Annotated in this window: 30 protein-coding genes; 8 read left to right on the top strand and 22 right to left on the bottom strand. The window is 69.9% G+C overall.

Annotated features, from left to right (window positions below; all coding sequences use genetic code 11):
- Positions 1-4 precede the first annotated feature (4 nt).
- From LXM90_RS12380 to LXM90_RS12365, 4 genes are read left to right on the top strand one after another with little or no spacing between them, the layout of a single operon-like run.
- Positions 5-2299, top strand: coding sequence for a hybrid sensor histidine kinase/response regulator (locus LXM90_RS12380; protein WP_020096292.1), 2295 nt, complete (start codon positions 5-7; stop codon positions 2297-2299).
- A complete protein-coding gene (gene cheB / locus LXM90_RS12375) occupies positions 2296-3363 on the top strand; it encodes a chemotaxis-specific protein-glutamate methyltransferase CheB (protein WP_234082806.1) in 1068 nt (355 codons plus the stop codon). Before LXM90_RS12380 ends, cheB begins: the two co-directional genes overlap by 4 nt.
- Positions 3360-5078 carry a response regulator gene (locus LXM90_RS12370; protein ID WP_020096290.1) on the top strand — a complete coding sequence of 573 codons (1719 nt, stop codon included), beginning with the start codon at positions 3360-3362 and terminating at the stop codon, positions 5076-5078. Before cheB ends, LXM90_RS12370 begins: the two co-directional genes overlap by 4 nt.
- Positions 5075-6961, top strand: coding sequence for a response regulator (locus tag LXM90_RS12365; protein ID WP_020096289.1), 1887 nt, complete (start codon positions 5075-5077; stop codon positions 6959-6961). Before LXM90_RS12370 ends, LXM90_RS12365 begins: the two co-directional genes overlap by 4 nt.
- A 412-nt stretch (positions 6962-7373) precedes the next feature.
- Here LXM90_RS12365 and rplQ read toward each other — a convergent pair whose 3' ends face one another.
- The 5 genes from rplQ to rpsM all read right to left on the bottom strand — a co-directional run bounded on the left by rplQ (position 7374) and on the right by rpsM (position 10943).
- Positions 7374-7784 carry a 50S ribosomal protein L17 gene (gene rplQ, locus LXM90_RS12360; protein ID WP_020096288.1) on the bottom strand — a complete coding sequence of 137 codons (411 nt, stop codon included), beginning with the start codon at positions 7782-7784 and terminating at the stop codon, positions 7374-7376.
- Positions 7785-7984: 200 nt separating this feature from the next.
- The gene (locus tag LXM90_RS12355) at positions 7985-9004 is read right to left on the bottom strand and encodes a DNA-directed RNA polymerase subunit alpha (RefSeq protein ID WP_010686165.1); all 1020 of its coding nucleotides are present in this window, start codon (positions 9002-9004) and stop codon (positions 7985-7987) included.
- 109 nt (positions 9005-9113) lie between these two features.
- The gene (locus LXM90_RS12350) at positions 9114-9986 is read right to left on the bottom strand and encodes an MBL fold metallo-hydrolase (RefSeq protein ID WP_026605429.1); all 873 of its coding nucleotides are present in this window, start codon (positions 9984-9986) and stop codon (positions 9114-9116) included.
- A 25-nt stretch (positions 9987-10011) separates the two neighbouring features.
- A complete protein-coding gene (gene rpsK, locus LXM90_RS12345; RefSeq protein WP_010686167.1) occupies positions 10012-10401 on the bottom strand; it encodes a 30S ribosomal protein S11 in 390 nt (129 codons plus the stop codon).
- Positions 10402-10574: 173 nt separating this feature from the next.
- Complete coding sequence (rpsM, locus tag LXM90_RS12340) at positions 10575-10943, bottom strand: 30S ribosomal protein S13 (RefSeq protein ID WP_010686168.1); 369 nt, start codon at positions 10941-10943, stop codon at positions 10575-10577.
- Positions 10944-11193: 250 nt separating this feature from the next.
- Between rpsM and LXM90_RS12335 the strand changes: the two genes are divergently transcribed.
- Complete coding sequence (locus LXM90_RS12335; RefSeq protein WP_020096285.1) at positions 11194-11550, top strand: hypothetical protein; 357 nt, start codon at positions 11194-11196, stop codon at positions 11548-11550.
- A gap of 32 nt (positions 11551-11582) precedes the next feature.
- On the opposite strand, the gene LXM90_RS12330 is transcribed toward LXM90_RS12335, so the two are convergent.
- The 17 genes from LXM90_RS12330 to LXM90_RS12250 all read right to left on the bottom strand — a co-directional run bounded on the left by LXM90_RS12330 (position 11583) and on the right by LXM90_RS12250 (position 21731).
- Positions 11583-11813 (bottom strand): hypothetical protein, encoded by a 231-nt coding sequence (locus LXM90_RS12330; protein ID WP_020096284.1) that lies wholly within the window; start codon positions 11811-11813, stop codon positions 11583-11585.
- A gap of 95 nt (positions 11814-11908) precedes the next feature.
- Positions 11909-12511 carry an adenylate kinase gene (locus LXM90_RS12325; RefSeq protein ID WP_020096283.1) on the bottom strand — a complete coding sequence of 201 codons (603 nt, stop codon included), beginning with the start codon at positions 12509-12511 and terminating at the stop codon, positions 11909-11911.
- Positions 12512-12681: 170 nt separating this feature from the next.
- Positions 12682-14028 (bottom strand): preprotein translocase subunit SecY, encoded by a 1347-nt coding sequence (gene secY / locus LXM90_RS12320; RefSeq protein ID WP_020096282.1) that lies wholly within the window; start codon positions 14026-14028, stop codon positions 12682-12684.
- Between the two features lie 145 nt (positions 14029-14173).
- Complete coding sequence (rplO, locus tag LXM90_RS12315) at positions 14174-14677, bottom strand: 50S ribosomal protein L15 (protein ID WP_020096281.1); 504 nt, start codon at positions 14675-14677, stop codon at positions 14174-14176.
- A gap of 10 nt (positions 14678-14687) precedes the next feature.
- On the bottom strand, positions 14688-14879 hold the full coding sequence (gene rpmD, locus LXM90_RS12310; RefSeq protein WP_020096280.1) for a 50S ribosomal protein L30: 192 nt from the start codon (positions 14877-14879) through the stop codon (positions 14688-14690).
- Positions 14880-14890: 11 nt separating this feature from the next.
- Entirely contained in the window at positions 14891-15478 is a 588-nt protein-coding gene (gene rpsE / locus LXM90_RS12305; protein WP_012319173.1) for a 30S ribosomal protein S5, read from the bottom strand.
- A gap of 104 nt (positions 15479-15582) precedes the next feature.
- The gene (rplR, locus tag LXM90_RS12300) at positions 15583-15945 is read right to left on the bottom strand and encodes a 50S ribosomal protein L18 (RefSeq protein WP_020096279.1); all 363 of its coding nucleotides are present in this window, start codon (positions 15943-15945) and stop codon (positions 15583-15585) included.
- 10 nt (positions 15946-15955) lie between these two features.
- Positions 15956-16489: a 50S ribosomal protein L6 gene (gene rplF / locus LXM90_RS12295; protein WP_020096278.1), complete on the bottom strand. Its 534-nt coding sequence runs from the start codon at positions 16487-16489 to the stop codon at positions 15956-15958.
- A gap of 22 nt (positions 16490-16511) precedes the next feature.
- A complete protein-coding gene (gene rpsH / locus LXM90_RS12290) occupies positions 16512-16907 on the bottom strand; it encodes a 30S ribosomal protein S8 (RefSeq protein ID WP_010686178.1) in 396 nt (131 codons plus the stop codon).
- Positions 16908-16917: 10 nt separating this feature from the next.
- A complete protein-coding gene (gene rpsN, locus LXM90_RS12285) occupies positions 16918-17223 on the bottom strand; it encodes a 30S ribosomal protein S14 (protein WP_010686179.1) in 306 nt (101 codons plus the stop codon).
- A 40-nt stretch (positions 17224-17263) separates the two neighbouring features.
- The gene (gene rplE, locus LXM90_RS12280) at positions 17264-17830 is read right to left on the bottom strand and encodes a 50S ribosomal protein L5 (RefSeq protein WP_020096277.1); all 567 of its coding nucleotides are present in this window, start codon (positions 17828-17830) and stop codon (positions 17264-17266) included.
- The gene (gene rplX, locus LXM90_RS12275; protein ID WP_012319178.1) at positions 17823-18137 is read right to left on the bottom strand and encodes a 50S ribosomal protein L24; all 315 of its coding nucleotides are present in this window, start codon (positions 18135-18137) and stop codon (positions 17823-17825) included. The genes rplE and rplX overlap by 8 nt, the downstream gene beginning before the upstream one ends.
- Positions 18137-18505, bottom strand: coding sequence for a 50S ribosomal protein L14 (gene rplN, locus LXM90_RS12270; RefSeq protein ID WP_010686182.1), 369 nt, complete (start codon positions 18503-18505; stop codon positions 18137-18139). The genes rplX and rplN overlap by 1 nt, the downstream gene beginning before the upstream one ends.
- Before the next feature lie 402 nt (positions 18506-18907).
- Positions 18908-19285, bottom strand: a complete 378-nt coding sequence (locus LXM90_RS12265) for a hypothetical protein (protein WP_020096276.1) — start codon at positions 19283-19285, stop codon at positions 18908-18910.
- A 193-nt stretch (positions 19286-19478) separates the two neighbouring features.
- The gene (locus tag LXM90_RS12260; protein WP_020096275.1) at positions 19479-20174 is read right to left on the bottom strand and encodes an amino acid ABC transporter permease; all 696 of its coding nucleotides are present in this window, start codon (positions 20172-20174) and stop codon (positions 19479-19481) included.
- Positions 20171-20908 (bottom strand): amino acid ABC transporter permease, encoded by a 738-nt coding sequence (locus LXM90_RS12255; protein WP_020096274.1) that lies wholly within the window; start codon positions 20906-20908, stop codon positions 20171-20173. The genes LXM90_RS12260 and LXM90_RS12255 overlap by 4 nt, the downstream gene beginning before the upstream one ends.
- Positions 20909-20927: 19 nt before the next feature.
- On the bottom strand, positions 20928-21731 hold the full coding sequence (locus LXM90_RS12250; RefSeq protein WP_020096273.1) for an ABC transporter substrate-binding protein: 804 nt from the start codon (positions 21729-21731) through the stop codon (positions 20928-20930).
- Between the two features lie 774 nt (positions 21732-22505).
- Here LXM90_RS12250 and rpsL point away from each other — a divergent pair.
- The 3 genes from rpsL (at position 22506) to fusA (ending at position 25582) form a co-directional block, all read left to right on the top strand.
- The gene (rpsL, locus tag LXM90_RS12245; protein ID WP_007557568.1) at positions 22506-22877 is read left to right on the top strand and encodes a 30S ribosomal protein S12; all 372 of its coding nucleotides are present in this window, start codon (positions 22506-22508) and stop codon (positions 22875-22877) included.
- A gap of 128 nt (positions 22878-23005) precedes the next feature.
- Entirely contained in the window at positions 23006-23476 is a 471-nt protein-coding gene (gene rpsG, locus LXM90_RS12240) for a 30S ribosomal protein S7 (protein ID WP_012319183.1), read from the top strand.
- 30 nt (positions 23477-23506) lie between these two features.
- The gene (gene fusA, locus LXM90_RS12235) at positions 23507-25582 is read left to right on the top strand and encodes an elongation factor G (RefSeq protein WP_020096272.1); all 2076 of its coding nucleotides are present in this window, start codon (positions 23507-23509) and stop codon (positions 25580-25582) included.
- Positions 25583-25617 lie beyond the last annotated feature (35 nt).

Here is a 25617-nt window from a genome sequence, read left to right as displayed (position 1 = left end):
CCCGTTGGCCGAGGATATCCGCAAGCTCCTGCTCGCCGCCTTCGACGTCGAGCACCGGGAGCACGTCGCGGCGATCCGCGGGGCGCTCGGCAGCGCCACGCCGGACTGGAACGACGTCTTCCGCCGCGCCCACAGCCTGAAGGGCGCCTCCCGCGCCGTCGACCTCCCGGCGGTCGAGGCGGTGGCCCACCGTCTCGAGACGCTGTTCGAGGGCGTGCGCACCGGCGCCACCGCCCTCGACCGCGAGGCGGCCAACGCCGTCCACCTCGCCCTCGACCGGATCGAGTCCTACGTCGCCGGCCTCACCGACGGGTCCGGTCCGGACATGCCGGCCGACGCCCTGGCGGCCCTCGGCCACGTCCTCCGGCTCCCGGGCGAGACGCCGCTGCCGGCACAACCCGCACCACCCGCCGCACCGCCCCCCGCCCCGCTGCCGGATCCGAGTCCGAGCCCGCCACCGGGGCCCCCCGCCGCGCCGGCATCCCCGCCGGCCGCGACCGCCGCGCCGACACAGGCCGACCCCGCGCCGAAACCCGGCTCCGAGCCGCCGGAGGCCTCCGCGGCGATCCTGCGGGTGCCGGCGGAGGCCGTCGAGGCGCTGGCCCGGGCGAGTCACGATCTCGCCAGCACCCTGGCCGGCCAGGCGCCCGCGGCCGACGGCCTCGCCCGGCTCGCCCGCCTGGCCCGCGACCTGCGCGTCGGCGCCGAGGCCCTCGCGGCCGGGGCCGGCGCGGAGCGGCCCGAGTGGCGCGCCCTCGCGGCGCGCGCGGGCGCCTTCGCCCGGGAGGCCGCGGACCTGTCGCGGCGCCAGGCCTCCGCGACCAGCGCGGTCGAGGGCGCCGCGACCCGCGTCCGCGCCGCCGCCGAGCGCCTCGCCCTGGTCCCGGCCGAGACCGTCCTGGCCCCCCTCGCCCGGTCGCTGCGCGAGACCGCCCGGGAGCAGGGCCGCGAGGTCGATCTCACGTTGCGGGGCCTCGACCTGCCGGTGGAGCGCGGCACGCTGCAGGCGCTGAAGGATCCGCTGCTCCACGCCCTGCGCAACGCCCTCAGCCACGGCTGGCAGGCGCCGGAGGTGCGGCGCGCGGCCGGCAAGCCGGAGGCCCTGGGCCTCGGGCTGGAGGTCGCGGTGCGCGGCGCCCGCCTGCATGTTACCGTGTTCGACGACGGGCCCGGCCCCGACCTCGCCCGGATCGAGGCGGCGGCCCGCGAGCGCGGCCTCCTCGGCCCCGCTTCCGCGGCCGAACCCGACACCCTGCTGCGCCTCGTGTTCGAGCCCGGCTTCTCCACCGCCGAGGCGGTCGACACCCTGTCGGGGCGCGGCTACGGCCTCTCGGTGGCCGCGGACGCCGCCCGCCAGCTCATGGGCAGCGTCCGCCTGGAGCCGCGCGACCCGGCCGGCACCGCCCTGATCTTCAGCCTGCCGCTCTCAGCGGCCCGGCGCAGTCTGCTGCTGGTCGAGGCGGCCGGGCGCAGCTACGCCCTCCCCGGGGGCGCCGTGGAGCGCCTCCTGCGCCTGCGGCGCGACGACCTGCCGGTCGCCATGGGCCGGACGATCGTGCGCCTCGGTGACGGGGACGCCGCGACGAGCCACCCGGTGACGGACCTCGCCGCGATCCTCGGACAGGTCGCCGACCCGGCCGATCCCGGCACGCTGACCGCCGTCGTCCTGCGGACCGGCGGCGGCCGTCTGGCCCTGGCGGTCGACCGCCTGCACGACGTCCGTCCGTTCCTGGTCCTGCCCGCGCCGGATTTCGGCGCCGATCCGGGTCTGATCGCCGGCACGGCGGTGCTGAACGGGGACGTGCCGGTGCTGGTCCTCGACCCCGAGGGGCTCGCTTCGCGCGCCCAGGCCGGGACAACGGGCGGCGCGCTCGGAACGATGGCGCCGGCTCCACGTTCGACGACTCACGCCGCGGCGGCCGCGTCCGCGCGCGCGACCATCCTGGTCGTCGACGATTCGATCACCACCCGGACTCTGGAGAAGGGAATCTTGGAAGCCGCCGGCTACCGCGTGGTCGTCTGCGTCGACGGGCAGGACGCCCTCGACCGGCTGCGCGCCGAGATCGAGCCCGTGAATCTGGTGCTCGCCGACGTGGAGATGCCGCGCCTCGACGGGTTCGGCCTCCTGAAGGCCCTGCGGGCCGACGAGCGCTTCGCCCGGCTCCCGGCGATCCTGATGACCTCCCGCGGGGATGCCGCCGACGTCGCCCGGGGCCTGGATCTCGGCGCCGACGCCTACCTGACCAAGCAGAAGTTCGACCAGCGCCAGCTGCTGGATACGATCGGGCAGCTCCTATGACCCCCGTCCGTGTGATGCTCGTGGAGGACAGCCTCGTGGTGCGCGAGCTGCTGCGCCACATCGTCTCCCGCGATCCCCGCCTCGAGCTCGTGGCCGCGGTCGCCTCCGGCGAGGAGGCCCTCGACAAGCTCCGGACCGTGCGGCCGGACGTGATCTCGATGGACATCCGCCTGCCGGGGATCGACGGGCTGGAGACGACCCGCCGGATCATGGCCGAGCACCCGACGCCGATCGTCGTGGTGGCGGATTCGGTCGAGGATAACTCGCTGCGCATCTCGATGAACGCGCTCCGGGCCGGGGCCCTGTCGGTCGTCGAGAAGCCCGTGGCCACGACCCATGCCGGCTACGAGGGCGTGGCCGGCGAGATCTGCACGCAGCTGCGGATCATGGCCCAGGTTCCGGTCATCCGCCGCCGGCCGATCGGCACCGAGTGGGCCGGCCGCTCCGCCGTCGCGCCCCAGGCGCCGCTGGCCGACCTGTCCGGGCAGGCCCCGAGCCTCCTGGGCATCGCCGCCTCGACGGGCGGTCCCCCGGCGCTGGCGCGGGTGATCGGCGCCCTGCCCAAGGACTTCCCGCTGCCGGTCCTGGTCGTCCAGCACATGGGCGCGGCCTTCATGGACGGGTTCGCCAGCTGGCTCGAAAGCGTCGTCGCCCTCCCGGTCTCCCTCGCCCAGGACGGCGAGCGCGCCGAACCCGGCCGGGTCTACGTGGCCCCGGGCGACCGCCACTTGGAGATCGGCTCCGGCCGGATCCTGCGGGTGATCGATTCCGCGCCGGTCTCCGGCCAGCGCCCGGCCGCCACCGTGCTGTTCCGGTCCATGGCCCGGCAATCCGGCCCCTCCGGCATCGGCGTGCTGCTCACCGGCATGGGCGAGGACGGGGCCCTGGGCCTCGCCGACATGCACAGGGCCGGCGCCCAGACCGTGGCCGAGCACGAGAGCACCGCCGTGGTCTACGGCATGCCGGCGGCGGCCGTGCGTCTCGGGGCCGCCCGCGCCGTCCTGCCCCTCGACCGCGTCGCCGACCACGTCCTGCGCCTCGTGGATGCGGGGGCGCGGCCGTGAGCGAGGCCGGCCCGGCGGAGGTGCCGGCCCGGATCCTGCTGGTCGAGGATTCGGAGACGCAGGCCCTGGAACTGCGCCTGCTGCTGGAGGCGCACGGCTTCGCGGTGGAGCGCTGCGCCTCCGCCGAGACCGCCCTCGATCACCTCAATCGCAGCCAGCCCGACCTCGTGGTGGCCGATTACCACCTGCCGGGCATGAACGGCGACGAGCTGATCCGGCAGATGCGCCTGTCGCTGCGCACCCGGGCCCTGCCGGTCCTGATGCTGACCGGCGGCAGCGGCGGCGAGCGCCAGGGTCTGGAGAGCGGCGCCGACGCCTACCTGCCGAAATCCGCCGACCGCGACCTGATGATCCTGCGCATCCGCGCCCTGCTGCGCGAGCGCCGGCCGACGACCGACGGTGAGGGACCGGGCGCCGCCGCGTTCCGGCGCGGGCGGGTCCTGGTGATCGACGGCAGCGCCACCTACCGGACCTTCCTCGCCGGCGTGATGGGCCAGGACGGCCACCACGTGGCGAGCGTCGACGGGCCGGAGGCGGCCCTGGCCGCCCTGGACGCGGCCGCCGGCGACGGGGCCTTCGACTGCGTGACGGTCGATCTCCTGGGGCACGCCTATGACGGCCTCGCCCTGTGCCGGGCGATCAGCCAGCGGCGCTCGGGACAGGCGGCCGGCGCGGGCTTCCACCTCGTCGGCATCGCCGGCAGCGATCCCGCCAAGGACTTCCTCGTCGAAGCCTACGCGGCCGGCGCCGACGACGTGGTCTCGAAGACCGACGCCGAGGTCCTGGCCCTGCGGGTCCGCGGCTTCGTGCGGCGGCGGCTCCTGGAGGAGGACGACCGGCGCATCGCCGGCCAGTTCGGCGAGCGCGAGCGGGCGGTGGAGCGCGCCCGCGCGGAGGCCGACGCGGCCGAGGCCCGAGCGGGCCTCGCCGACGCCCTGGAGCGGGCCAACCGCGACCTCGCCGACGCCAACCGCCAGCTCACCGAGGCGCAGTCCAAGCTCGTCCAGGCCGCCAAGATGGCCTCGCTCGGCGAGCTGGTGGCGGGGATCGCCCACGAGATCAACAATCCCCTGGCCTTCATCCTGGCCCACCAGGGCACCGTCGAGCGCCTGCTCGGCGAGTTGCCGGGCGCCGCTCCGGAGGCCGCCACCCGCGCCATCGACAAGGCCCGGCAGCGGGTCGGCTCGATGCGGATGGGGCTGACCCGCATCCAGGATCTGGTGCTGAACCTCCGGAAGTTCTCGCGCCTCGACGAGGGCGAGCGCGCCCTGGTCAACGTGCCGGAGGCGATCGAGACGGTGCTCGCGCTGATCCAGCACAAGCTCGGCGAGCGCATCGCCGTGGAGCGCAGCTTCACGGGCCGCGCCGAGATCCACTGCACCCCGGCGCTGCTCAATCAGGTGGTGATGAACATCCTGGGCAACGCCGCCGACGCCATGCCGGAGGGCGGCACGATCCGGATCACGACCCAGTCGAACCCCGAACTCGACGAGATTCGCATCAGCGATACCGGGCCCGGCATCCCGGATACGCTGCGTGAGAAGATCTTCGAGCCGTTCTTCACGACGAAACCGGTCGGATCCGGCACGGGCCTGGGTCTTGCGATTGCCTACAGCGTCGTTCAAGCGCATAGCGGCTCGCTCACCGTGGAGACGGCCCCGGGTGGGGGAGCCTGCTTCGTGATCGGGATTCCGCGGCAGGCGGCCAGTGCATGAGTGACGGTACGGCAGGTGTAGGGACGATCCTGGCCGTCGACGACGAGCCGGACATCCTGATCGCCCTGGAGGACCTGTTCGAGGATTCCTACCGGGTTCTGACGACCTCGCGCCCGGCCGAGGCGCTGGAGATCCTGCGCGCCGAACCCGACATCGCCGTCGTGCTCTCGGACCAGCGGATGCCGGGCCTCACCGGCGACGCGCTCCTCGCCGAGGCCCGCAGCTTCCACGACGCGCAGGCGATCCTGCTGACCGGCTACGCCGACATCACCGCGGTGATCGCCGCCCTCAACCGCGGCGGCATCGTCGGCTACGTCACCAAGCCCTGGGACGCGGGCCTGCTCCGTTCCACCGTCCGGCAGGCCTTCGAGCGCCACCGCCTCGGCCGAGACCTCGCCACCGAGCGGGCTCTCCTGCGCGGCCTCCTCGACCACGCCCAGGACGCGATCAGCTTCAAGGACGCGGAGGGCCGCTTCGTCCGGCTGAACGGCCGCAAGGCCGCCCTGCTCGGCCACGACGTCGCCGCCAGCCTCGGGCGGCGTGAGGACGAACTTCTCGGCCCGAAGGCCGAGCCCGTGACGGCGGCGGACGCGGCCGCGATCCGGTCCGGGGCGGTGGTCGAGAGCCTGATCAGCGACGGCCCGACCGGCGCCGAGCAGTGGAGCCACGTGACGCGGGTGCCGATCCGCGACGCGGGCGGGGCGATCAGCCACCTCGCGACGATCGAGCGCGACGTGACCGAGCAGCGGACCCTGGAGGCGCGCCTGCGCCAGTCCGACAAGATGCAGGCGCTGGGCACCCTCGCGGGCGGCATCGCGCACGATTTCAACAACCTGCTGACCGCGATCCTCGGCAGCCTCGAGCTCGCCGGCCCGAAGGTCGCCGACCAGCCGCGGGTCCAGCGCCTGATCGAGAACGCCCGCGGCGCCGCCGAGCGCGGGGCGTCCCTGACCAAGCGCCTCCTGAGCTTCAGCCGCGCCCACGACCTCCAGGCGCGCGCCGTCGACGTGAACACCCTGATCTCCGGGATGAGCGACCTGTTCGGACGCAGCCTCGGCGGCCTCGTGACGGTCCGGACCGACCTCGCGGACGGACTGCCGGCGGTTCAGGTCGATCCGGACCAGCTCGAACTCGCCGTGCTCAACCTCTGCATCAACGCCCGCGACGCCATGCCGGACGGGGGGGCGATCACGGTCGCGACGCGCCGGCTCGCCATCAGCGGCGATCCCGAGATCGCCGACGGCACCTATCTCGGCATCAGCGTCACCGACGAGGGCACCGGCATCCCGGAGGAGATCCTGCGCCGGGTCTGCGAGCCGTTCTTCACCACCAAGGCCGTCGGCCAGGGCACCGGGCTCGGCCTCGCCATGGTGTTCGGCCTCGCGCAGCAATCCAAGGGCCGGCTGGCGATCGACAGCGTGGTCGGTCGGGGCACCCGCGTGGAGCTCGCCCTCCCCTTCGCCGATCAGGCGCCCGAGCAGGCGCCCGAGGCCGCCGGCACCGTCCCGGTCGCCGGCCGGCGGGCCCGCGTCCTGATCGTCGACGACGATTCGCAGGTGCGCCACGTGACGGCCTCGTTCCTCACCGGCTTCGGCCACAGCACCACGGAAGCCGGCGACGGCGAGGCCGCGCTCCGGCTCCTCGAGGCGGACCGCTACGACATCGTCGTCGCCGACCTCGCCATGCCCGGCATGAGCGGCATCGAGCTGGCCGCCGAGATCCGCGAGCGCGATCCGCGCCTGCCGGTCCTGATCCTTACCGGACATGCCGAGGCGATGCAGATCCCCGACGACCTGCCGGTGCTCACGAAGCCGTTCCGCTCCGCGGACCTCGCGGCCCGCGTCGCCACGCTGCTTGACGGCGGAGCCGGACCCGTCGGCTGACGGGGGCTTGCAACCAATCGGTTGCCGGCTCATTCTCTCCTCGTGGGGCCCGCAGGCCCCGGGTTACGAAGAGGAGGTGGACCATGAGCAATCACGGCATCTTCCCGCGCCGCAGGCGTGACAACGATCTCGACCAGGACGGTCCACCGGACGAGTCCCGGCAGGGATAGGGGTTTTCGGAGCGCGGCGCGGTCGAGTTCCCGGCCTGTCTGAGACGGGCCGCCAGGGCGAGCTCCCGCGACCATCCGAGACGTGGACCCTGCTTCAGACCCGTCGGCGCGAGCCGGCGGGTTTTTTTGTTGTTCGCGCGTCGTCATGGCGATCGCGGCGAGGAGCCGAAACGCGAGAAGCCGCCCCGGAGGGTCCGGGACGGCTTCTCAAAGACTAGGAGCGACGGGGCGCTCCGTGCCGATCAGGCGGCTTCGGAGACCTGGCTCGGACCGGAATCCTTTCCGCGAGCCTCGACGTCGCGGTCGACGAACTCGATCACCGCGAGCGGGGCGTTGTCGCCCTGGCGGAAGCCCGCCTTCATGATCCGGCAGTAGCCGCCCGGACGGCCCTTGTAGCGCGGGCCGAGGACGGTGAAGAGCTTCTTGACCATGTCGGCGTCGCGGAGCTGCGCCATGGCGAGGCGGCGGGTGTGGACGCTGTCGATGCGGCCCAGCGTGATCAGCTTCTCGACGACCGGACGCAGGTCCTTCGCCTTCGGCAGGGTGGTGATGATCTGCTCGTGCTTGATCAGCGCGGCGGACATATTGGCGAACATCGCCTTGCGATGCTCGGCGGTGCGGTTGAAACGGCGGCCGCGGTAGGCGTGACGCATGGTGCTGGCTTCCTTCTCGTCTCGGCCGCCGTGCCACGGTACGGCCGGGTGCCCCGGGAACGGGGCGGTTGATGTCCGCGTAACCCCGCGGCGGGATTCGTTCGGGACTTGGCGTCGTCGCCGCGGGTCCCGGGCCTGGATGGGCCGAACCGGCGGCGCGGTGCGGCGCCGCCCGGTTCAGCTCGAGGCGGCTTCGCCTCTCAGTAGTGTTCCTCGAAGCGCTTGGCGAGATCCTCGATGTTCTCCGGCGGCCAGCCGGGGATGTCCATGCCGAGATGCAGGCCCATGCCGGCGAGCACTTCCTTGATCTCGTTGAGCGACTTGCGGCCGAAGTTCGGGGTCCGCAGCATCTCGCCCTCGGACTTCTGGATGAGGTCGCCGATGTAGACAATGTTGTCGTTCTTCAGGCAGTTCGCCGAGCGGACCGACAGCTCCAGCTCGTCGACCTTCTTGAGCAGCGCCGGGTTGAAAGGAAGCTGCGGCGCGAGCGGCGCGGCCTCTTCCTTGCGCGGATCCTCGAAGTTCACGAAGACCTGCAGCTGGTCCTGGATGATGCGCGCCGCGTAGGCGAGCGCGTCCTCCGGAGAGACCGCGCCGTTGGTCTCGACCGTCATGGTCAGCTTGTCCTTGTCGAGATCCTGGCCCTCGCGGGTCGTCTCGACGCGGTAGCTGACCTTGGTGACCGGCGAGAACAGCGAGTCGACCGGGATCAGGCCGATCGGCGCGTCCTCGGGACGGTTGCGCTCGGCCGGGACGTAGCCCTTGCCGGTTGCGACCGTGAACTCCATGCGGATCTCGGCGCCGTCGTCGAGGGTGCAGATCACGAGGTCGGGGTTCAGGATCTGGATGTCGCCGACCGTGCCGATGTCACCGGCGGTGACGAGGCCCGGGCCGGTCTTGCGCAGGGTCATGCGCTTGGGCGCGTCGGTCTGCGAGCGGATCGCGATGGTCTTGATGTTGAGGACGATGTCGGTGACGTCCTCGCGCACGCCCGGGATCGACGAGAACTCGTGCAGCACGCCGTCGATCTGCACCGAGGTCACGGCCGCGCCCTGGAGCGACGACAGGAGCACGCGGCGCAGGGCGTTGCCCAGCGTCGTGCCGAAGCCGCGCTCGAGCGGCTCGGCGACGACCGTGGCGACCCGCTTCGGGTCGTCGCCGGTCGTGACCTGCAGCTTGTTCGGCTTGATCAGTTCCTGCCAATTCTTCTGAATGACCACGATCCTACCTCTCGTCCTTGCCCGGGATCCGCGACGCCCGTCCCCGCGCTTCGGCCACTCGGTGCCGCCCCCTGGCGCCCCGAACGGTCCCTGAAATCCGTATCCGCCGTTACTCGCCGCCGACCCACAGCACCGGCACGAAGCTGTAGCCAGCCCCATCCCGATCCACGTAGCCGAGCGCCGGGAACTCGAGATGGCCGCCGGCGATGAGCGTGCGCTCGCGGGCCACCTCGTCCAGGATCCGCTTGCGCGTCTCCCGCGCTTGGTCGCCGTCGACGTCGAAGCCGACGCCGGCCTCCGGGTTCTTGAACTGGATCGCCGGCAGGTGCACCACGTCGGTCCACATCATCAGCGCCTGTCCACCGGAGACGATGCGGAAACCGCAATGGCCCGGCGTGTGGCCGGGAAGAGGGACCGCCGTGATCCCCGGAAGGACCTCGCCGCCGCGGTGCTCGCGCACCTTGCCGGCGTAGGGAGCCAGGGACTTGCGGGCGCCCTCGAAGTAGGGCTTCGCGGCCTCCGGCGCCTTGGCCAGGGCCTCGTCCGGAAGCCAGTGCGCCGCCTCGTCGGCGTGCAGCACGATCTCGGCGTTCGGGTAGCGCGCCGCGCCGTCCTTCACGAGACCGCCGACATGGTCGGGGTGCAGGTGACTGACCAGCACCGTGCCGATCTCCTCCGGCGCGACGCCGGTCAGCGCGAGCGCTGCACCGGCGCGACCCAGGGTCGGTGCCGGGGCGAGGTCGCCGTAGCCCGTGTCGATCAGGGTCGGCTTGAGGCCCGGACCCGTGATCAGGAAGGCGTTCAGCGTGATCTTGGGCTGCTCCGTGCGGAAACCCGCCACTTGGAGCCGCCCGGCCTCCTCCTTGGAGATGCCCGTGACGAGATCGAGGCTGGCCTGAAACCAGCCGTCATTGAGCGCGGTGACCGTGAGGTCCCCGAGGTTCCAACGCAGCACGCCCGGAAGCGGCTTCGATCCCGTCATGAACTTCTCCGTCAAGAGGCTTCGATCAGACGCGGCGGCGCTTGCGCGGCCGGCAGCCGTTGTGCGGGATCGAGGTGACGTCGCGGATCGAGGTCACCGTGAAGCCCGCGGCCTGCAGGGCGCGGAGCGCCGACTCGCGGCCCGAACCCGGACCCGACACCTCGACCTCGAGGGTGCGCATGCCGTGCTCGGCGGCCTTGCGGCCAGCATCCTCTGCGGCGACCTGGGCGGCGTACGGGGTCGACTTGCGCGAACCCTTGAAGCCCATCGCACCGGCGGACGACCACGAGATCGTGTTGCCCTGCGCGTCCGTGATGGTGATCATCGTGTTGTTGAACGAGGCGTTCACGTGGGCGACGCCCGACACGATGTTCTTGCGCTCGCGGCGGCGGACGCGTTGCGGTTCCTTAGCCATTCTGGTCTCACTCTTCCTTCAGGCACGCCCGTAACACCAGGCGCTCGGGATTCTTTTTGGGACTTGGCCGGAGCACCCGTGCAGGGCGGTCGAGCCGGCGCCGGACCCGTTGCGGGATACCTGGCGCGACGGGAAGGAGGCCGAGCGGAGCACGGCCTCCCAGTTCCAAAAACTTACTTCTTCTTGCCGGCGATCGGCTTCGCCTTGCCCTTGCGGGTGCGGGCGTTGGTGTGGGTGCGCTGGCCGCGGACCGGCAGCTGCTTGCGGTGACGCAGACCGCGATAGGCGCCGAGATCCATCAGGCGCTTGATGTTCATCGAGACTTCGCGGCGCAGGTCGCCCTCGACGAGATAGTCGCGATCGATCGTCTCGCGGATCGACAGAACCTCGGCGTCGGTCAGCTGGTTGACGCGACGCTCGGCAGGGATGTTCACCTTCTGGGTGATTTCCTCGGCCTTCTTGGCGCCGATGCCGTGGATGTACTGGAGCGCGATGACGACGCGCTTGTTGGTCGGGATGTTGACGCCTGCGATACGGGCCACGATCACTCTCCATATGGGACCCGGGGATCCGGGCCGCTGTCGCGCGCGTCCGGTGGAGGCCGGCCCCTGCGCACGTGAAACGACGACGCGGCCCGCGGGCGGCCCTGGACAGGGCACCTCGGACCATCGTTCGGTTGGACGAAGGAGGGCCTGCTAGCGCGCGGGCGGCCCGTTGTCAACGACGGGTCGGCACGGCCTCGCCCCGTCACGCGCGCGTCGGGGCGCCCTGGGATCTGATCGAGGAGCGGAGATGGCGGTTCTGACGAGCGACGGCGCGACCCTGCGGGCCTTCGCCGATTCGGTGCTGCGCGCCGCCGAGGAGACCCTGGAGGAGGTCATGCCGGTGACGCTGGCGGTGATCGGCGGCGTTCTCGCCGAGGCGGAGCCTGGCTCGGTCGCGCTGCAGGACGCGGATGGCGGTCCGCCCCTGCTCTGGGCGACCTTCGCCGGTCGCCGCATGGTGTTCCGCTACAACACGATGACGGCGATGATCGAGCTGCGCGACGGCACCGCGGAGGGCTACCCGCTCCGGCTGTTCGGCCACCGGTCGCTCCAGATGGACGTCGTCAATTTCTTCGGCAGCCTCCGCAGGGAGGGCCGGATCTGAGCAACGCCCCCGACGGGCGGCCCGCCCGCGCCTCAGCGAAAGCCCTGATTCCGCAGCCGGCAAGTGCGGCCCATGTCCTGGTAGCCCGCCGGGCAGCGGCGGGCGCAAGTCCCCGCCAGATACTTCAGCGGCGGCCGGCAGGCGTTGCGGAACCGTTTCTGGCCGTACACGAAGGACTGGGCCGGACTCTGCGCGAAGGCCGGCAGCGGCGGGAGGGCCACCGCGAGCAGGAGGGAGGCGGTGGCGAGGAGGCGGACGGTCATGGCGTTTCCGATCGTGGACCCGCCCCATAACCCCCAGGGACACCGCCGGGTTCACGGGCGCGCTGAAACGGCCGGTCAGCGCGCCGCGATCGCCCTCAGGAGGCGACGCGCTCCTCGTGCGGCTCCAGTGTCGCCATCAGGTCGGCCGTGACCTTGTCGATCGGCTGCATGCCGTCGATGGTCTCCAGCATGCCCTTCTGCGCGTAATAGGCGGAGAGGGGCGCCGTCTGGGCGCGGTATGCCTCAAGCCGCTGCTTGAACACCTCGGGGGTGTCGTCCTTCCGCACGGCCTGGCCGCGGGCCAGGGTCTCGGCGGCGCGCTTCTCGATGCGGCCGACTAGGGCGTTCTCGTCGACCTTCAGCTCGATGACGGCGGAGAGGCTCAAGCCCTTGCTCGCCAGCATCTCGCTGAGCGCTTCCGCCTGTGCGACCGTGCGCGGGAAGCCGTCGAGGATGAAGCCGCGGCGGGCATCCGGCTCCTCGATCCGGTCGGCGACGATGCCGACCACGATCCGGTCTGAGACGAGACCGCCGGATTCCATCACCGCCTTGGCCTCGAGGCCGACCGGCGTGCCGGCGGCCACTGCGGCGCGCAGCATGTCCCCCGTCGACAGCTGCGGGATGCCGAAGCGCTGTACGATCCGCTCGGATTGCGTCCCCTTCCCCGCACCGGGCGGCCCGAGCAGAATGATGCGCATGGCGTTGTCCTCGTTCGGCCCACTCTCTCAGTGGGCACAAGCCGTGGTGGCGAAGCCTCCCTGGCATCGCCGGGTTCGGGGTTTTCTAGCCGGTCCGGGCCGGTGAGGCATCCAGACCTTTGGGCCAGAGGCGGGAGCGTCCTCGGAGTCCGGCCGCCTCTGTAGCAGGCTCAGCGCCGCCGTTGCGTGGTCGACGCGCCACGCAGCTTGGCCTTCTTCACGAGGCCCTCGTACTGATGGGCCATCAGGTGCCCGTGGACCTGCGCCACCGTGTCCATCGTGACCGAGACCACGATGAGCAGGGACGTGCCGCCGAAGCCGAGGCTGGCCGCGGCGTAGGACGACAGGATCTCCGGGCAGAGGCACACGAGGGTCAGGTACAGGGCGCCGATCACCGTGATGCGAGTCAGCACCTTGTCGATGAAGGCCGCGGTGCGCTCGCCCGGCCGGATGCCCGGGATGAAGCCGCCATGCTTCTTCAGATTGTCGGCCGTCTCCTGCGGATTGAAGACGACTGCGGTGTAGAAGAACGTGAAGAAGATGATCAGCGCCGCGTAGAGCACCATGAACAGCGGGGTGCCGTGGCCGAGATAGGCCGTGACCGTGCCGAGCCAGCCCGTGGCGCCCCCGTTGGCCGAGAAGCTCGCGGCGGTCGCCGGCAGCAGCAGTAGCGACGAGGCGAAGATCGGCGGGATCACGCCCGAGGTGTTGAGCTTGAGCGGCAGGAACGAGGTCTGACCCTCGTACATGCGGTTGCCGACCTGGCGCTTCGGGTAGTTGATCAGGAGCCGGCGCTGGGCGCGCTCCATGAACACGATGAAGTAGACGAGCGCGACGGCGGCGACGCCGACGCCCAGGATGATCGCCGGGGACAGGGCGCCGGTGCGGCCGAGCTCGAGCGCGCCCGCGATCGCCACCGGCAGGTGGGCCACGATGCCGGCGAAGATGATCAGCGACGAGCCGTTGCCGATGCCGCGCGAGGTGATCTGCTCGCCGAGCCACATCAGGAACAGGGTTCCGCCCGTCAGGGTGATCACCGTCGAGGCCAGGAAGAACGGCCCCGGATCGATGGCGGCCGAGGAGCCCTGGAGGCCGATGGCGATGCCCCAGGACTGAACCAGCGCCAGCACCACCGTCAGGTAGCGGGTGTACTGGTTGATGACCTTGCGGCCCGACTCGCCCTCCTTCTTGAGCGCTTCCAGGCTCGGGATCACCGAGGTCAGGAGCTGCACGATGATCGAGGCCGAGATGTAGGGCATGATGTTCAGGGCGAAGATCGCCATGCGCTCCACGGCGCCGCCCGAGAACATGTTGAACAGGCCCAGCACGCCGCCCGCCTGCTGCTGGAAGTTCCGGGCGAACTGCTCCGGATCGATGCCGGGGATCGGGATGTACGTGCCCAGCCGGAACACCACGAGGGCGCCGAGCGTGAACCAGATGCGCTTCTTCAGCTCATCGGCCTTCGCGATCGCACCGAAATTGAGATTGGCGGCAAGCTGCTCGGCGGCTGAGGCCATAAGCGTCGCGTCCTGGAAGTGTCGCCGGGCGACCGGCGCCCGGATGAAATGAAAACGGCGGCCCGCGTGGTCGCAGGGCCGCCGCTCGAAGGATCGGCTTAAAGGGTGCGCGGAGCCCGTGCAACGGGTTCCGGAGTCGCTCCCGTCAGGCCGTGGCCGCCTCGCTGCCGCCGCGGGTGGAGGCACCCTGGGCGTAGACGGTGCTGACCGAGCCACCGGCCTTCTCGACCGCCTCGACGGCGGACTTGGAGGCGCGGGTCACCTCGAAGCTGAGCTTCGCGGTCAGCTCGCCGACGCCGAGCAGCTTCACGCCGTCACGGGGACGGGCGATGATGCCGGCGGCGACCAGGCTCTCCACCGTCACGGTGGCGGCCTTGTCGAGCTTGCCCGCGTCGACGGCCTCCTGGATCCGGCCGAGGTTCACCTCGTTCAAGTCCTGGGCGTAGAGGTTGTTGAAGCCGCGCTTCGGCAGGCGACGATGCAGCGGCATCTGACCGCCCTCGAAGCCCTTGATGGACACGCCGGTCCGGGCCTTCTGACCCTTCACGCCGCGACCCGCGGTCTTGCCCTTGCCGGAGCCGATGCCCCGACCCACGCGCATCCGGTTCTTGGTTGCGCCGGGGTTGTCGCTGATCTCGTTGAGCTTCATCGGGACCTCCTCACGCCACGTCGCCGTGGACGCGCACGAGGTGCGCAACCTTGCGGATCATGCCGCGAACGGAGGGAGTATCCTCCAGCTCGGACACGCGGTGGAGCTTGTTGAGCTTGAGGCCGATCAGCGTCTGGCGCTGGCTGGCCTCGCGGCGGATCGGCGAGCCGATCTGCTCGATGCGGACGGTCTTCTGTGCCATCGGACCCTCCCTTACGCGACCGCGGCTTCGGACTGGTCGGCCGGATCGGCATCGCGGCGACGCGACTGCAGCGTCGACACCTTGATGCCGCGGCGGGCCGCCACGGAGCGCGGGCTGTCCTCGTTCTTGAGCGCCTCGAAGGTGGCGCGCACGAGGTTGTAGGGGTTCGACGAACCCAGCGACTTGGCGACGACGTCCTGCATGCCGAGCGTCTCAAACACGGCGCGCATCGGGCCGCCGGCGATGATGCCGGTGCCCTGCGGGGCCGCGCGGAGGATCACCTTGCCTGCCCCGTGGCGGCCGTTGACGTCGTGGTGCAGGGTCCGGCCCTCGCGGAGGGAAACGCGGATCAGACCGCGCTTGGCGGCCTCGGTCGCCTTGCGGATGGCCTCCGGCACCTCGCGGGCCTTGCCGTGGCCGAAGCCGACGCGGCCCTTCTGGTCGCCGACGACGACGAGGGCGGCGAAGCCGAAGCGACGGCCGCCCTTGACCACCTTGGCGACGCGGTTGATGTGGACGAGCTTGTCCACGAACTCGCTGTCGCGCTCCTCGCGATCCTCGCGGCGGCCGCGGCCCCCGCCTTCACGTTCACGTGCCATGTTGTCTACCTGTCCATCTCACTGACGCGGCCGGCGGGGCCGCTCGCTCGATCGGGTTTCGGATATGCCGGGCGAAGAGGATCCGCCCGGCCCGCCGTCGTGACTTAGAACTCCAGGCCACCCTCGCGGGCGGCTTCGGCCACGGCGGCGACGCGGCCGTGGTAGATGTAGCCGGAGCGGTCGAAGATCACCTTCGTGACGCCCGCCGCCTTGGCGCGCTCGGCGACGAGCTTGCCCACCGCCTTGGCGGCGGCGACATCGGCGCCGGTCTTCAGTTCGCCCTTGAGCGCCTTGTCGATCGACGAGGCCGAGGCCAGCGTCTTGCCGGCGACGTCGTCGATGACCTGCACGTAGATCTGCTTCGACGAGCGGAACACCGAGAGCCGCGGACGGCCGTTGGCGGCCGCTCGCAGCGCGCGGCGGACGCGCGCCTTGCGGCGATCGAGGGCTTCGAGCTTGCGAGACATGATGCCCTCCTTACTTCTTCTTGCCTTCCTTGCGGAAGATGAACTCGCCCGCGTACTTCACGCCCTTGCCCTTGTAGGGCTCGGGTCCGCGGTAGTCGCGGATCTCGGCGGCGACCTGACCGACCTGCTGGCGGTTGATCCCGGAGATCGTGATCTCGGTGGGCTTCGGGGTAACGATCGTGATCCCGGCCGGGATCGCGTACTCAATGTCGTGGCTGTAGCCGAGCGACAGCTTCAGCGCCTTGCCGGCCATCGCGGCGCGATAGCCGACGCCGGTGATCTCGAGCTTCTTCTCGAAGCCCTTCGAAACACCCTCGGCGATGTTGGCGATCTGCGCCCGCGACGTGCCCCACAGGGAGCGCGCCGGCTTGGACTGGTTGACGGGCTGCACCTCGATGGCGCCGTCCTTCATCGCCACGTTGACGAGCGACGGAACGACGAACGACAGCTCGCCCTTCGAACCCTTCATCTTCACCGTCTGACCGGTGACCGTGGCGGTAACGCCGGCCGGTACGGGGACCGGCTTCTTGCCTACGCGAGACATGGGATAACCTCCTCCGTCCCGATCAGAACACGGTGCAGAGCACTTCACCGCCGACGTTGCGCTCACGCGCCTCGTGGTCGGCCATGACGCCCTGCGGGGTGGAGACGATGGTGACGCCGAGGCCGTCGGCCACGTGCGGCAGCTCGCCGACCGACGAGTAGACCCGGCGGCCCGGCTTCGAGACGCGCTTGATCTCGCGGATCACGGGGCGCCCGTCGTAGTACTTGAGCTCGATGGCGAACTCGGTGCGGCCGTTGCCGAGGTCGGTCGCCGCGTAGTCGCGGATGTAGCCCTCGGACTTCAGGACGTCGAGGACGCTGGCGCGCAGGCGCGAGCCGGGCGTCTGGACGACGTTGCGACGGCGCAGCTGGCCGTTGCGGATGCGGGTGAGCATGTCGCCCACGGGATCGTTGACCATGGGGACCTCCTTACCAGCTCGACTTGACCAGACCGGGGATCAGGCCCCGGTTGCCAAGCTCGCGCAGCGCCACGCGCGAGATGCCCATCTTGCGGTAGTAGGCGCGCGGACGGCCGGTCATGCCGCAACGGTTGCGGATGCGCGTGGCCGACGAGTTGCGCGGCAGCTCCGCGAGCTTGAGGCGCGCCTCGAAGCGCTCCTCCATCTCGAGGGCGTCGTTGTTGGCGATCTCGAGGAGCGCCTTCCGCTTGGCCGCGAAGCGCTTCACCAGCGCCTTGCGGGCCTCATTCTTCTCGACTGAGCTTTTCTTCGACATGTCGTCTATCTCCGGTGTCCGCGTCTGAGACCCGAGGGCCTCACTGCCGGAACGGGAACTTGAAGGCGGCGAGCAGCGCCTTGGCCTCGGCATCGGTCTTGGCGGTGGTCGCCACGACGATGTCCATGCCCCACATCTGCTCGGCCTTGTCGTAGGAGATCTCCGGGAACACGAGGTGCTCCTTGAGACCCAGGGCGTAGTTGCCGCGGCCGTCGAACGAGCGCGGGTTCAGGCCGCGGAAGTCACGCACGCGCGGCAGCGCGATGGTGATCAACCGGTCCATGAACTCGTACATGCGCTGCTTGCGCAGGGTCACCTTGCAGCCGATCGGCATGCCCTCGCGGACCTTGAAAGTCGCGATGGCCTTGCGGGCCTTGGTTATGACCGGCTTCTGGCCGGCGATCAGGGCGAGGTCGCCCGCCGCCACCGAGGCCTTCTTCGAGTCCGCGGTGGACTCGCCGACGCCCATGTTGATCACGATCTTCGTGATCTGCGGCACTTCCATGGGGTTCTTGTAGCCGAACTCTTCGATCAGCTTCTGGCGAACCACCTCGTCGTAGTGCTTGCGCAGGCGCGGGGTGTAGGCGTTCTTGTCGGCCTCAGCCATCGATCTGATCCCCCGTGGTCTTGGCGAACCGGACCTTGCGCCCGTCTTCGAGGATGCGGAAACCCACGCGGGTCGGCTTGCCGTTGGCATCCGCGACCGCGATGTTCGAGAGCTGGATGGCGGCCTCCTTGGAGATGATGCCGCCTTCCTGGTTCTGGGTCTGCTTCTGGTGCTTCTTCACCAGGTTGATGCCGCGCACGAAGGCCCGGCCTTCCTTCGGCAGAACCTGGATCACCTCGCCCGACCGGCCCGAATCACGGCCGGTGAGCACGACGACCTTGTCGCCCTTCTTGATCTTGGCGGCCATTACAGCACCTCCGGAGCCAGGGAGATGATCTTCATGTGGTTGCGGGCGCGGAGCTCGCGCGGCACCGGTCCGAAGATACGGGTGCCGATCGGCTCCTTCTGATTGTTGATCAGGACCGCGGCGTTCTTGTCGAAGCGGATCACCGAACCGTCGGCGCGCTTCACGTCCTTCGCCGTGCGGACGACGACCGCCTTCATGACGTCGCCCTTCTTGACGCGACCGCGCGGGATCGCCTCCTTGACGGAGACGACGATCACGTCGCCGACGCCGGCATACTTGCGCTTCGACCCGCCGAGAACCTTGATGCACATCACACGGCGTGCACCCGAGTTGTCGGCGACGTCCAGATTCGTCTGCATCTGGATCACGTGCGTGACTCCTTGTTTCAGGCGGGTTTCCGCACACGGACGGTATTGCCCGGCGGACGACGCCTGATGGGGACCTGACGCCCCCGGCTCATGTGTTCGACCGCGCTGGCGGTGTCGTCAGACACCGGCGCGGTCACCGCGTTCACGGGGTGCGAGCACCCATCGGAAATGTCGCGAAGGCCGGGCGCATACTACGGGCCGCGGGTGATGGCAAGCGGAGCGGCGGGAAATCGTCGCTGCCGCATAGGGGGGCTGATCCGGCTTCGGGGCTGGTCCGCGGCGCCGCGCGGCTCGATCGCTGCGGTGCCCGCCCGTCCGGCCGCGGAACGCGAGCCCTGAACGTGCGACGACCGGCGCGCCTTTCGGCGCGCCGGTCGGTTGACGTGCAGCGTTCGGGGTCGATCAGATCGGCTGGCCGGCCGTCTCGAACAGGAATCCGTCGAGGCTCGGGATGGTGACCGAGGCTTCGCTCGCGGGCCTCGACAGGCGCCAGGGCCGCTCCGACCGGGCGCGAATCGCCTCGGACGGGCGAAGCCGCCGCATTAGGCCGTCCTCGCCGACCTCCTCGATCGCCAGGAAGCCGTAGACCTGCAGCCGCGAGGCGGTGAGCTTGAGGCCGCGATCCTCCGCGGCGACGACCATGCTGCCAGTCGCGTAGACAGCGTCCAGGAGGGAGCGCTGCTCGCTGCGGCGACGGTTGCGCGCCTCCCGCTCGCCGGGGGCCTGGGCGGGAATCGGCCGCCGGAACGGAACGACGTTGCTGACCGCGACGCAACCCATACGCAACACCCTCGACGCGAACCTGCGGCGGCGACTTGGCCGCCCGATGTGCGCGACAATTCGATGGATCGCTTTAATTCTCCGTAGACCGTGCCGGCGCGCACCTGCCCCGATCCGGTACGCCTTGCACGTGTGCCCCGGTAAATCGGTCGTGTCCCGCGAGCCGGCTCGGGCGCGTCGGCCGGCCGCTCCGTCACGGGGTGCGATGTGCCGCGACCTTGCCGGTATTCGTCAGCCGGGCGGCCAGCCCGTCGAGACCGGCGCAGAGGATGCCGTACACGGCACCGACGAAGAGGAAGATCTCGGCCGGGTAGACCATCGCGCGGTTGTTCACCTGCGCCGCCACGAAGGCGAGTTCGGGCACGCCGATCACGTAGGCGAGCGACGTGTCCTTGATGAGCGTGGTCCATTGGTTGACGAAGGACGGTGCCATGGCCCGCAGCGCCTGCGGGAGGACGACGAAGCGCAGGGTGCGCCAGGGGTCGAGGCCGAGCGCGAGGCCGGCCTCCCACTGACCACGGCCGACGCTCGCGATGCCCGCCGCCACCCCGTAGGACAGGTAGGCGCCTCCGACGAGCGACAGCGCCACCGCGACCGTGCCGATCTCGGGGATCGACACGCCGAACAGGATCGGCAGCAGGAAGTAGGTCCAGAAGATCAGCATCACGACCGGCACGGCGCGGAGGAAGCCGAGCCCGGCTGTGAGCGCTGCCCGGGCCGCGCCCGCGCTCACGGCCAGGGCGATGCCGAGGACGAGCCCGAGCGCGGCCGAGGCCAGACCGGACAGGCCGGAGAGGATCAGCGTCAGGGCCAGCCCGCCGACCGGCCCGTCGGGCCAGGCCCCGACCATTAGGTAGCCGAGATTGTCGATGATGACCGACGGATTCATCGGTGCCGGCCCGGTCGACGGGCGCGGCGGTCGAGCATCTGCCCGGTCGTCTCTGCCGCGGCGGCCGCGCCGACGTAGAGCAGCGTCGCGATGCCGAAGGCCTGGAAGGTCTGGAAGGTCTCGGTCTCCACCTGCCGCGACGCGTAGGACAGCTCCGCGAGGCCGATCGTCATGGTCAGTGACGTGTTCTTGAGCGTGTTGAGGTACTGGCCGACGATCGGCAGCCAGGCGACGCGCAGGGCCTGGGGCAGAGCGATGTGGCGGAACGCCTGGACGGGCGTGAGGCCGAGGGCCAGGGCCGCCGCCCGCTGAGCGGGCCGGACGGCCCTGATGCCGGCGCGGAGTTCCTCGGCGATGTAGGCGCCCGCGTAGAGCGTGAGCCCGCAGAACCCGGCGAGGCTCTCGTAAGCGGGCCAGCGCAGGATCCCGAATCCCAGGTCCAGGACGTGCGGCGCGTTGAGCCAGGCCGTCACGCCCTGCGGCAGGGCGGCGGCCACCGCGAAGTACCAGACGAAGAGTTGCACCAGCAGCGGCGTGTTGCGGACGATGCCGACGGAGACGGCCACGGCGCCGCGCCCGGCGCGCCCGCCCGCCTCGCGCAGCCCGCACGCCGCGAGGCCCAGCACCGTGCCGGCAAGGCAGGTGGCTGCCGACAAGGTCAGGGTCGTCCCGAAGCCTTGCAGCAGCCAGACGAGGTAGCGCGGCGCGAGTGGATCGCCGAACAGCGCGGCCATCGTCGTCGTGCCGCCCCGGTCAGGGACGGTCCCCGATCCGGAACAGTCGCGGCAGCGGCTGCTCGGTCGCGGGCCCGAACCAGCGATCATAGATCGCCGCCGCCCTGCCGCTCGACTCCAGGCCGCGCAGGGTCTCGTTCACGCGGTCCCGGAGCCGCGCCTCATCCTTCGGGATGCCGACGCCGATATAGTCGTTGGAGATGCTGAAGGCGGGGATCTCGTAGTTCTGCCGGTCCGGCACCTTCGCGAGCAGCCCGACCAGCTTCGGGCCGTCCTGCGTGATCGCCTGGACATTGCCGTTGCGCAGGGCCGTGAATGCGAAGGGCGTGTCGTCGAAGGCGACCACGACCGCCTTCGGGAAGTCGCGGTGCAGGACGATCTCGTTGGTGGTGCCCTTGTCTGCACCGATTCGAAGCCCATTGAGCTGCTCCGGCGACGACAGGGTGCCCTTCTTGGCCAGGAACTGCTGGCCGGAGGCGAAGTACGGGATGCTGAAATCGAGCTGCCTAGCCCGCTCGTCCGTGATGGTGAAGTTCGCCAGAACCAGATCGACCTTGCCGGAGGTCAGCAGCGGGATACGATTCGCCGGGTTGGTGGGCCGGATCTCCAGCTTGACGCCGAGCGCGTCGGCGATGGCCTGCGCGTAGTCGACGTCGAGGCCGGCGATCCGTTTCCTCGCGGGATCGACGAAGCCGAACGGCGGGTTGCTGTCGAAGGCGGCGACCCGGAGAACGCCGGCCTTTCTGATGTCGTCCAGACGGTCGGCCGTTGCGGGGCCGACCGACAGGAGGGTCGCGAGAACGAGGGCGAAGAGGCGGCGCACGGGTGACTCCGTCGAATGGTTCGGGGCCGGTACAGGCAGAGCGATGATCAAATATCGCGAATATTGCAGTCTAAACCGCGTCGGACTCCTGAGTTGAGGTATAAATCGATCTTGTCTTCGCTCTTTGCGCAAAGTCAGAGGATGCCAGTCGGATTTATCTCGACCGCCGCCACATTTTCATCTTTGGAGAACGCGAAAATCAACGGAGAAAGATTCTATTTTTTCCTCGCGGGTGGGCGCCGCTCGCCGAAAGATCTGGCGGCTGCGGGGCAGATTTTCCTGCCGCGCCCGGGCACGGCCCGAGGCTGCGCCGAAGTCCCGCCGCCACGTGGCCGGCCTGCCCCGGCTTCCGTTGACGGGACAAGGCGCCGTGCGCGATAGCGGTCCCTCGGCTCCGCCGTCGCGAAGGCTCGCCGATCGCGGGCGCCGTGCGCGCCCTTGACCGATCCTTAACCTCCGCCGCGGTGCAGTTTTCTGCCGTGACCGCATTGACCTGCGGCGCAACGGCGTCTAGAAGCGCGCCACTTCGGACGGCCATCGGCTGCCGACGGCCCTTGGGCGCAACCCCGGAAGCCGCCGCCATCGCACCGAGCGCTCCGAGGGTTCAAATCGCCTGACGCTGTAAGTCAGATCCGTAGGTACGAGCGCGTTCGTTTCGGGCGTGCTCCTCTGCCCACACCGCGCCGAGGGTCCGTGACAGGCCCTCCGGCGCATATTCGTTTTGCGGACTGCCCTGCGCAGTTCGGACTAGGTGACCGAGGAAGAGGGCACAGGATGCCGACGATCAACCAGCTGATCGCCCAGCCGCGGAAGATCCAGCGGAGCCGCAACAAGGTTCCGGCGCTCGACGCTTGCCCGCAGAAGCGCGGCGTCTGCACCCGCGTTTACACGACGACCCCGAAGAAGCCGAACTCGGCGCTCCGGAAGGTCGCCAAGGTGCGCCTCACCAACGGTTTCGAGGTGATCGGCTACATCCCGGGCGAGGGTCACAACCTTCAGGAGCACTCCGTGGTGATGATCCGCGGCGGCCGCGTGAAGGATCTTCCGGGTGTGCGCTACCACATCCTGCGCGGCGTGCTCGACACGCAGGGCGTGAAGAACCGCAAGCAGCGCCGGTCGAAGTACGGCGCCAAGCGCCCGAAGTAAGTCGGACGCCCGGATATTTCCCGGGCGCCGGTACGCGTTTCCACGGCCTCGCAAGGATGTCGCCGGCCTCAGGGCTAAGGCGGCCTGCGCGGGGCGCTTAAGATCTTTTCGTTCGAGAGTCTCAGAAGATGTCCCGTCGTCACTCTGCCGAGAAGCGTGAGATCATCCCGGACCCGAAGTACGGGGACGTGGTGCTGACGAAGTTCATGAACTCCATCATGTACGAGGGCAAGAAGTCGACCGCCGAGCGGATCGTCTACGGTGCCTTCGACATCGTCGAGAACCGCGCCCGGGCCAACCCGATCGAGGTGTTCCGCGCCGCGCTCGACAACGTCGCCCCGATGATCGAGGTCCGCTCCCGCCGCGTCGGCGGCGCGACCTACCAGGTCCCCGTCGAGGTCCGCACCGAGCGCCGCCAGGCCCTCGCGATCCGCTGGCTGATCCAGGCCGCGCGTTCGCGCAACGACCGCACCATGGTCGAGCGCCTCTCGGCCGAGCTGCTCGACGCCGCGAACAACCGCGGCAACGCCGTCAAGAAGCGCGAAGACACGCACCGGATGGCGGAAGCCAACCGCGCCTTCTCGCACTACCGCTGGTAAGCGGTTCCGCCGTCTCTCAGGAGCAATTCGATGCCCCGCACGCACGCGATCGAGGACTACCGCAACTTCGGCATCATGGCCCACATCGATGCCGGCAAGACCACGACGACCGAGCGGATCCTCTACTACACCGGAAAGTCCCACAAGATCGGCGAGGTCCATGAGGGCGCCGCCACCATGGACTGGATGGCGCAGGAGCAGGAGCGTGGCATCACGATCACCTCGGCTGCGACGACCTGCTTCTGGCGCGACAAGCGCCTGAACATCATCGACACCCCCGGCCACGTCGACTTCACCATCGAGGTCGAGCGCTCGCTCCGCGTCCTCGACGGCGCCGTGTGCGTGCTCGACGGCAACCAGGGCGTCGAGCCGCAGACCGAGACCGTGTGGCGTCAGGCCGACAAGTACGACGTGCCGCGCGTCGTGTTCGTCAACAAGATGGACAAGATCGGCGCCGACTTCTTCAAATGCGTCGCCGACATCATCGACCGCGTCGCCGGCAAGCCCGTCTGCCTGCAGCTGCCGATCGGCGCCGAGTCGAGCTTCCAGGGCGTGATCGACCTCATCAAGATGAAGGCGATCGTCTGGTCGGGTGAGGCGCTGGGCGCCAACTTCGACGAGACCGAGATCCCGGCCGACCTCAAGGACCAGGCCGTCGAGTACCGCACCAAGCTGGTCGAGGCCTGCGTCGAGCTCGACGACGACGCCATGGCCGCCTACCTCGACGGCAACGAGCCCGACGAGGCCACCATGCGCGTCCTGGTGCGCAAGGCCGTCCAGCTGCGCGCCTTCCACCCGGTGCTCTGCGGCTCGGCGTTCAAGAACAAGGGCGTGCAGCCGCTCCTCGACGCCGTCGTGGATTACCTGCCCTCCCCGGCCGATCGCGGCGAGATCAAGGGCATCGACTTCAAGACCGAGGAAGAGACCGTCCGTCACCCGTCGGACGCGGATCCCTTCTCCATGCTCGCCTTCAAGATCATGGACGATCCGCATGTCGGCACGATCACCTTCTGCCGTGTGTATTCGGGCAAGGTCGAGACCGGCGCCAACGTGCTGAACTCGTCGCGCGACAAGAAGGAGCGCGTCGGCCGCATGCTCCTGATGCACGCCAACAACCGTGAGGACATCAAGGAGGCCTTCGCGGGCGACATCGTCGCGCTGGCCGGCCTCAAGGACACCCGCACGGGCGACACCCTCTGCGACCCGCAGAAGGCCGTGATCCTCGAGAAGATGGAGTTCCCCGAGCCCGTCATCGAGATCGCCGTCGAGCCGAAGTCGAAGGCCGACCAGGAGAAGCTCGGCATCGCGCTCTCGAAGCTCGCCGCCGAGGACCCGTCCTTCCGCGTCTCCACCGACCAGGAATCCGGCCAGACCATCCTCAAGGGGATGGGCGAGCTCCACCTGGACATCAAGGTCGACATCCTGCGCCGCACCTACAAGGTCGACGCGAATATCGGCCAGCCGCAGGTCGCCTACCGCGAGAAGCTGACGCGCCGTCAGGAGATCGACTACACGCACAAGAAGCAGACCGGCGGTACCGGCCAGTTCGCCCGCGTGAAGTTCGTCGTCGAGCCGAACGAGCCGGGCGCCGGCTTCTCGTTCGAGTCGAAGATCGTCGGCGGCGCGGTGCCCAAGGAGTACATCCCGGGCGTCGAGAAGGGCCTCAACTCGGTCCTCGGCGCGGGCGTCCTCGCCGGCTTCCCGGTGGTCGACGTCAAGGTCGAGCTGGTCGACGGCGCCTACCACGACGTCGACTCCTCGGCGCTCGCCTTCGAGATCGCCTCCCGCGCCGCCTTCCGCGAGGCGCTGCAGAAGGGCGGCTCGGTTCTGCTCGAGCCGGTGATGAAGGTCGAGGTCGTCTCGCCGGAGGAGTACACCGGCTCGGTCATCGGCGACCTGAACGCCCGCCGCGGCCAGATCCAGGGTCAGGACATGCGCGGCAACGCCAACGTCATCAACGCGATGGTGCCGCTGGCCAACATGTTCGGCTACGTGAACCAGCTGCGCTCCTTCTCGCAGGGCCGCGCCAACTTCACGATGCAGTTCGATCACTACGAAGAGGTGCCGCGCGGCGAGGCCGACAAGGTCATCGCCAAGTACGCCTAAGCATCTCTTCTTCCGCAACGCGAATTCGAATCTAG

The organism is Methylobacterium oryzae (assembly GCF_021398735.1).
Lineage (GTDB): Bacteria > Pseudomonadota > Alphaproteobacteria > Rhizobiales > Beijerinckiaceae > Methylobacterium.
This window is presented reverse-complemented; position numbering and strand designations above follow the sequence as displayed.

Bases quoted from the DNA above. Each gene is read 5' to 3' on its own strand.
- rplR (WP_020096279.1), bottom strand. From the start codon at position 15,945: ATGTCTCGCAAGCTCGAAGCCCTCGATCGCCGCAAGGCGCGCGTCCGC.
- rplQ (WP_020096288.1), bottom strand. From the start codon at position 7,784: ATGCGTCACGCCTACCGCGGCCGCCGTTTCAACCGCACCGCCGAGCAT.
- rplX (WP_012319178.1), bottom strand. From the start codon at position 18,137: ATGGCCGCCAAGATCAAGAAGGGCGACAAGGTCGTCGTGCTCACCGGC.
- rpsH (WP_010686178.1), bottom strand. From the start codon at position 16,907: ATGGTCAACGATCCCGTGGGCGACATGCTCACCCGCATCCGCAACGGC.
- LXM90_RS12330 (WP_020096284.1), bottom strand. From the start codon at position 11,813: ATGACCGTCCGCCTCCTCGCCACCGCCTCCCTCCTGCTCGCGGTGGCC.
- rplE (WP_020096277.1), bottom strand. From the start codon at position 17,830: ATGGCTGAGGCCGACAAGAACGCCTACACCCCGCGCCTGCGCAAGCAC.
- cheB (WP_234082806.1), top strand. From the start codon at position 2,296: ATGACCCCCGTCCGTGTGATGCTCGTGGAGGACAGCCTCGTGGTGCGC.
- LXM90_RS12335 (WP_020096285.1), top strand. From the start codon at position 11,194: ATGGCGGTTCTGACGAGCGACGGCGCGACCCTGCGGGCCTTCGCCGAT.
- LXM90_RS12325 (WP_020096283.1), bottom strand. From the start codon at position 12,511: ATGCGCATCATTCTGCTCGGGCCGCCCGGTGCGGGGAAGGGGACGCAA.
- LXM90_RS12260 (WP_020096275.1), bottom strand. From the start codon at position 20,174: ATGAATCCGTCGGTCATCATCGACAATCTCGGCTACCTAATGGTCGGG.
- rplF (WP_020096278.1), bottom strand. From the start codon at position 16,489: ATGTCTCGCGTAGGCAAGAAGCCGGTCCCCGTACCGGCCGGCGTTACC.
- fusA (WP_020096272.1), top strand. From the start codon at position 23,507: ATGCCCCGCACGCACGCGATCGAGGACTACCGCAACTTCGGCATCATG.
- rpsG (WP_012319183.1), top strand. From the start codon at position 23,006: ATGTCCCGTCGTCACTCTGCCGAGAAGCGTGAGATCATCCCGGACCCG.
- secY (WP_020096282.1), bottom strand. From the start codon at position 14,028: ATGGCCTCAGCCGCCGAGCAGCTTGCCGCCAATCTCAATTTCGGTGCG.
- rpsE (WP_012319173.1), bottom strand. From the start codon at position 15,478: ATGGCACGTGAACGTGAAGGCGGGGGCCGCGGCCGCCGCGAGGATCGC.
- rpsK (WP_010686167.1), bottom strand. From the start codon at position 10,401: ATGGCTAAGGAACCGCAACGCGTCCGCCGCCGCGAGCGCAAGAACATC.
- LXM90_RS12365 (WP_020096289.1), top strand. From the start codon at position 5,075: ATGAGTGACGGTACGGCAGGTGTAGGGACGATCCTGGCCGTCGACGAC.
- rplO (WP_020096281.1), bottom strand. From the start codon at position 14,677: ATGAAGCTCAACGAGATCAGCGACAACCCCGGCGCAACCAAGAACCGG.
- rpmD (WP_020096280.1), bottom strand. From the start codon at position 14,879: ATGGCACAGAAGACCGTCCGCATCGAGCAGATCGGCTCGCCGATCCGC.
- LXM90_RS12265 (WP_020096276.1), bottom strand. From the start codon at position 19,285: ATGGGTTGCGTCGCGGTCAGCAACGTCGTTCCGTTCCGGCGGCCGATT.
- rpsL (WP_007557568.1), top strand. From the start codon at position 22,506: ATGCCGACGATCAACCAGCTGATCGCCCAGCCGCGGAAGATCCAGCGG.
- LXM90_RS12350 (WP_026605429.1), bottom strand. From the start codon at position 9,986: ATGACGGGATCGAAGCCGCTTCCGGGCGTGCTGCGTTGGAACCTCGGG.
- LXM90_RS12255 (WP_020096274.1), bottom strand. From the start codon at position 20,908: ATGGCCGCGCTGTTCGGCGATCCACTCGCGCCGCGCTACCTCGTCTGG.
- rpsN (WP_010686179.1), bottom strand. From the start codon at position 17,223: ATGTCGAAGAAAAGCTCAGTCGAGAAGAATGAGGCCCGCAAGGCGCTG.